We start from the raw sequence: 5,151 nt of genomic DNA, 5'->3' as shown, positions 1-5,151 counted from the left end.
CCCTAAGGAAGTTCCATGACCGGCCAGAGACTCCTCCGTGCCGCCACCGCCGTCCCCGGCGGCCTCGCCCTCGCCGCCTCCCTCGCCGCCTGCGGTGGCGGCTCCTCCGCCGCCGACTCGAAGGGCGGCGAGAAGATCGTCACCGTCTACAGCGCCGACGGCCTCAAGAGCGAGAAGGGCGAAGGCTGGTACGACAAGGTCTTCGCCGACTTCACCAAGAAGACCGGCATCGAGGTCAAGTACGTCGAGGGAGGCTCCGGCGAGATGGTGCAGCGCGCCGTCCGCGAGAGGACCAACACCCAGGCCGACGTACTGATCACCCTGCCGCCCTTCATCCAGCAGGCCGACGGCAAGGGCCTGCTCCAGTCCTACCGGCCGCAGGGTTCCGACCATGTCAACGGGGCGGACAAGGCCGCCGACGGCAAGTGGACCTCGGTCGTCAACAACTACTTCGGCTTCGTCTACAACAAGAAGGAGCTCGCCGAGGCCCCCAAGACCTGGGAGGAGCTGCTGGACTCCACGTACAAGGGCAAGGTGCAGTACTCCACCCCGGGCGTCGCGGGCGACGGCACCGCCGTGCTCATCAAGTCGATGCACGACTTCGGCGGCAAGGAACCGGCGATGGAGTACCTGAAGAAGCTCCAGGCCAACAACGTCGGCCCGTCCTCCTCCACCAGCAAGCTGGCGCCCAAGACCGACAAGGGCGAGCTGCTCGTGGCCAACGGTGACGTCCAGATGAACTTCGCGCAGTCCAAGTCCATGCCGAACCTGGGCATCTGGTTCCCGGCGAAGGAGGGCGGCAAGCCCACCAGCTTCGCCCTGCCGTACGCGGCCGGCCTGGTCGACAGGGCCCCGCACACCGAAAACGGCAGGAAGCTCCTCGACTTCCTGCTCAGTGTGGAGGCCCAGGAGCAGGTCAGTGGGGTCGGCGGCGGCTTCCCGGCGCGCACCGACGTCAAGCCGACCGACGCCAACGCCGTCGAACTCACCCAGCTCATGACGGGCGTGGAGATTTTCGAGCCGAACTGGGCCGACATCGACAAGAACCTCACCGGCTACGTCGACGCGTGGAAGTCGGCAACCGGAAGCTGACCGGTTACTTCCTGTTACTTCCTGGCCACCCCCGACCGGCAGAGTGACCGTTGCCTGGGGGTCCCCCGGACCGAAGACCGCACCTCCGGTCCGGACCCGCCGCACACCGGACCACGGAACGCCGCACACCGGACCACGGAACGCCGCACACCGGACCACGGAACGCCGCACACCGGAACATCGAAACACCCCCCCGCTCCTTTCGCCGCTCACTTGCTCCCAGGAGGAGTACGTGTCCCCTGTCCTGCCCGGACGTCGTGCCATCGCCGCGACCGCCGTCACCTCCGCCCTGATCGCGGCCACCGCCCTGGCCACCCCCGCCGGCGCCGCCGCGGCCAACACCGCCAAGGTCCTCGTCATCGGTATCGACGGCGCGGTCCTGGACCGTGTCAAGGCCGCCGACGCGCCCCACCTGAACGGCCTGATGGCCCAGGGTCTGACCGCCCGCAGCACCCTCTACGCCGCCCCGCTGGCCGCCACTTCCTCGGGCCCCGGCTGGTCCACCGTCGCCACCGGGGTCTGGCCCGACAAGCACGGGGTGAAGGACAACTCCTTCACCGGCAAGAACTACGCCGCCTACCCGGACTTCCTGACCCGCATCGAGAACGCCAAGCCGGCGCTCAACACGTACGCGGCCGCGGACTGGGAGCCCATCACCTCCACCGACCAGAACGGCCCGATCTTCTCCTCGAAGGTCGACAAGCGCCTCTCCCTCAAGGGCGACCGCGACGGCTACCGCACCGAGGACCAGAAGATCGCCGCGGCCGCCGCCGCCGAGCTGCGCGACCGGAATCCGGACGCCGCCTTCGTCTACCTCGGCGAGATCGACGCCGCCGGCCACTCCTACGGCGCGGCCGGCCAGCAGTACCTCGACACCATCGCCCGCGTCGACACCCTGGTCGGCCAGCTCCTCACCGCCGTCAGGAACCGCCCGACGTACGCCCAGGAGAACTGGAAGATCCTGGTCACCACCGACCACGGCCACACCGACTCCGGCGGCCACGGCGGCTCGACCCTCCAGGAGCGGGGCACCTTCGTCATCGCCAAGGGTGCGGGCATCCCGGCCGGCTCCGTACGGGCCGACGTGCGGCTGGCCGACGTCGCCGCCACCGTGCTCGCCCAGGTCGGAGTCAGCGCCTCCGGCCTCGACGGTGTCCCGCTGAACGCCCCGGACGACGACCCCTTCGACACCCTGCGTCCGAACCTGCGGGCCCGCGTGGACGAGACGGGCATCCCGGCCGGGGTGACGGGTTTCACGCACACCCCGCCCGCCGGCTGGTCCGTGGACAACTCCAGGATGGGCACGGGCGGAGTCACCGAATGGGCCGGCTGGGCCTTCGCGACCGACGAGTTCTGGAGCCAGTCTCAGCGCGACCAGTGGCGCGAGCTGAACGTCCGCTCCCGTGACGTCTTCGCCGTCGCCGACTCCGACGAATGGGACGACAAGAGCCACACCGGCACCTTCGACTCCACGCTCGTCACCCCCAAGTGGGCGGTCGGCGGCGCCGGCACGCGGAATCTGACGTACCAGACGCACTACCGGCACGAGGCCGGCCAGAGCGCGCAGGTCCTGGTCTCCTACAACGGCGCCGCCCCGACCGTGGTGAAGACCTACACCGCCGACGCCGTCGCCAAGGCCGAGTCCCTCGCCCTCCAGGTCCCGGCCGGCGCCACCGACGTGCAGGTCCGCTTCCGCTACAGCGGCGACAACAACTGGTTCTGGACCGTCGACAACGTCCGGCTGAGCTGATCGCTCCCCGCCCTCCGGGTCCGGGCTGTGGACGGCAGGGACGTCCACAGCCCCGCCCCGATAGGGTGGTACAGACCAGAGGTCACAGGTCACCGAGAGCGGAGAACAGTCCAGTGGCAGAGCGCAAGCCGATCGAATCCTGGCTCACCGACATGGACGGGGTCCTCATCCACGAGGGCACCCCGATCCCCGGCGCCGATGCCTTCATCAAGCGGCTGCGCGAGTCCGGCAAGCCCTTCCTGGTGCTGACCAACAACTCGATCTACACCCCCCGCGACCTCCATGCCCGCCTGAGCCGCATGGGGCTGCAAGTGCCCGTCGAGAACATCTGGACCTCGGCGCTGGCCACCGCGAAGTTCCTCGACGACCAGCGTCCGGGCGGCACGGCCTACGTCATCGGCGAGGCCGGCCTGACCACCGCCCTCCACGACATCGGCTACATCCTGACCGACCACGAGCCCGACTACGTGGTCCTGGGCGAGACCCGGACGTACAGCTTCGAGGCGATGACCAAGGCGGTCCGGCTGATCAACGCGGGCGCACGCTTCATCTGCACCAACCCCGACGAGACCGGCCCCTCCACCGAGGGCCCGCTCCCGGCCACCGGCGCGGTCGCCGCGCTGATCACCAAGGCGACCGGCAAGAAGCCGTACTTCGCCGGCAAGCCGAACCCGCTGATGATGCGTACAGGCCTGAACGCCATCGGCGCGCACTCGGAGACCAGCGCGATGATCGGCGACCGGATGGACACGGACGTGCTGGCCGGTCTGGAGGCGGGCATGGAAACCTTCCTCGTCCTCACCGGCCTGACCACCGAGCAGGACACCGAGAAGTTCCCGTTCCGCCCCACCAGGACGGTCGCCTCGATCGCGGACCTGGTCGACCTGGTCTGACAGCGGATACGGCGTACGGCCGAACGGACTTACCGCGTTTGGGGCGTACGGCCGACACGTACGGCGCCGCTCCGGATGCGCGACCGCGCGCCGCGCGTGAATCTCCTTGTCGAGGAGGTTCATCATGCGCAGTGTTCCGATCGCTGTCCGCGCCACCGCGATGGCCGTCGCCCTGGCGGCGTTCTCGGTGGTGACCGCGCCGATCGCCCTCGCGGGCGAGGAGGACCGCGGTGATCGCGGAAACCGCGGCAGCGTCACGGTCGACCCGAATCCGGCTCACCCCGGAGCGCAGGTCAAGCTGCGCGTCCAGGGCTGTGACGGCACCCGCGGAGCGGCCAAGTCCGCCGCCTTCGTGTCGGACGCCGACCTCTACGGCCGGGACGGCGGCCGCAGTCCGCTCTACGGCCACGCGACGATCAGCTCGCACGTCTCGCCCGGCCGGCACTCCGTCCGGGTGATGTGCGACGGCCACGAGAAGATCAGCGGCTCGGTCCAGATCTCCCCGTACCGCCCGTCCCACCACCCCAGTCCCGTATGGCCGGTCCACGCGGGCGGCGGCGGCATGTCCGCGGAACTGGCGGCGCAGGAGGCCAAGAAGGCCCACGGCGCCGGCGGCCCGGGGCTGCCGCACACGGTGATCGGCGCCGTCCTCGCCGCGGTCGCCACCCTGGCCGTCGCGGGCCGGGCGCTGGCCCTGCGCCGCCGCCGCAGCGGTGAGTGAGGACAAGGCCTTCGCGGGCGGCCGGCTGCTGACCTTCGTCGCCTGGGCGGTGCTGGTGCTCGGCCTGTGGCTGTGGGGCCGCCAGCTCACCGTGGCGCCGGCCCCGCCCGCCGGCCAGGCCGGCGGGACGGTGGGTCCGGGGCTGCCGGCCGCGCACGCCCCGCTCGCCGCGGCCCCGCCCCAGCGCGTCGACGTGCCCTCCATAGGCATCCAGGCCCCGGTGATCTCCCGGGACCTGGACAAGGACGGGGCGATCGAGCCGCCCCCGTACGACCAGCCGGGGACGGTGGGCTGGTGGGGCCGGGGCACCCAGCCGGGGACGGCCGGGACGGCGCTGATGGTGGGACACGTGGACACCCGCTCCAAGCCCGCCGTGTTCTACGGCCTGAGCTCCGCCCAGCGGGGCGACAAGGTGCGGGTGGTGCGGACGGACGGTTCGGTCGCCGAGTTCACGGTCGAGGACGTACGGGTCTACGAGCGCGCGTCCTTCGACGCGCACAAGGCCTACGGCCAGCGGGTACGGGGTCGCGCGGAGCTGAGGCTGGTGACCTGCGGGGGCAGGTACGACAAGGCGGCCAAGGAGTACACGGCGAACGTGGTGGTCTCCGCCTACCTGACGGGCGTCGGCGCCCGCCCGAGCGCGCCGGGCACCGCGGCCTGAGCGGGAAACGAAGAAGCCCCTCGCAGCTCTCGCT

Annotated in this window: 5 protein-coding genes; all 5 read left to right on the top strand. The window is 70.8% G+C overall.

Annotated elements, in window-relative coordinates; all coding sequences use genetic code 11:
• Positions 1-15: 15 nt before the first annotated feature.
• Entirely contained in the window at positions 16-1,092 is a 1,077-nt protein-coding gene (locus ACWGIU_RS29245) for a 2-aminoethylphosphonate ABC transporter substrate-binding protein (protein ID WP_453710764.1), read from the top strand.
• Positions 1,093-1,324: 232 nt separating this feature from the next.
• Positions 1,325-2,842, top strand: a complete 1,518-nt coding sequence (locus ACWGIU_RS29240) for an alkaline phosphatase family protein (protein WP_453710762.1) — start codon at positions 1,325-1,327, stop codon at positions 2,840-2,842.
• Between the two features lie 113 nt (positions 2,843-2,955).
• Positions 2,956-3,735, top strand: a complete 780-nt coding sequence (locus ACWGIU_RS29235; RefSeq protein ID WP_453710760.1) for an HAD-IIA family hydrolase — start codon at positions 2,956-2,958, stop codon at positions 3,733-3,735.
• Positions 3,736-3,859: 124 nt separating this feature from the next.
• Positions 3,860-4,456: a hypothetical protein gene (locus ACWGIU_RS29230; protein ID WP_453710758.1), complete on the top strand. Its 597-nt coding sequence runs from the start codon at positions 3,860-3,862 to the stop codon at positions 4,454-4,456.
• Positions 4,449-5,117, top strand: a complete 669-nt coding sequence (locus tag ACWGIU_RS29225; protein ID WP_453710756.1) for a class F sortase — start codon at positions 4,449-4,451, stop codon at positions 5,115-5,117. The genes ACWGIU_RS29230 and ACWGIU_RS29225 overlap by 8 nt, the downstream gene beginning before the upstream one ends.
• Positions 5,118-5,151: the final 34 nt, after the last annotated feature.

It is taken from the genome of Streptomyces sp. NPDC054840 (genome assembly GCF_053611065.1).
This window is presented reverse-complemented; position numbering and strand designations above follow the sequence as displayed.

Coding starts and splice junctions, on each gene's coding strand:
- ACWGIU_RS29230 (WP_453710758.1), top strand. CDS start 3,860: ATGCGCAGTGTTCCGATCGCTGTCCGCGCCACCGCGATGGCCGTCGCC.
- ACWGIU_RS29245 (WP_453710764.1), top strand. CDS start 16: ATGACCGGCCAGAGACTCCTCCGTGCCGCCACCGCCGTCCCCGGCGGC.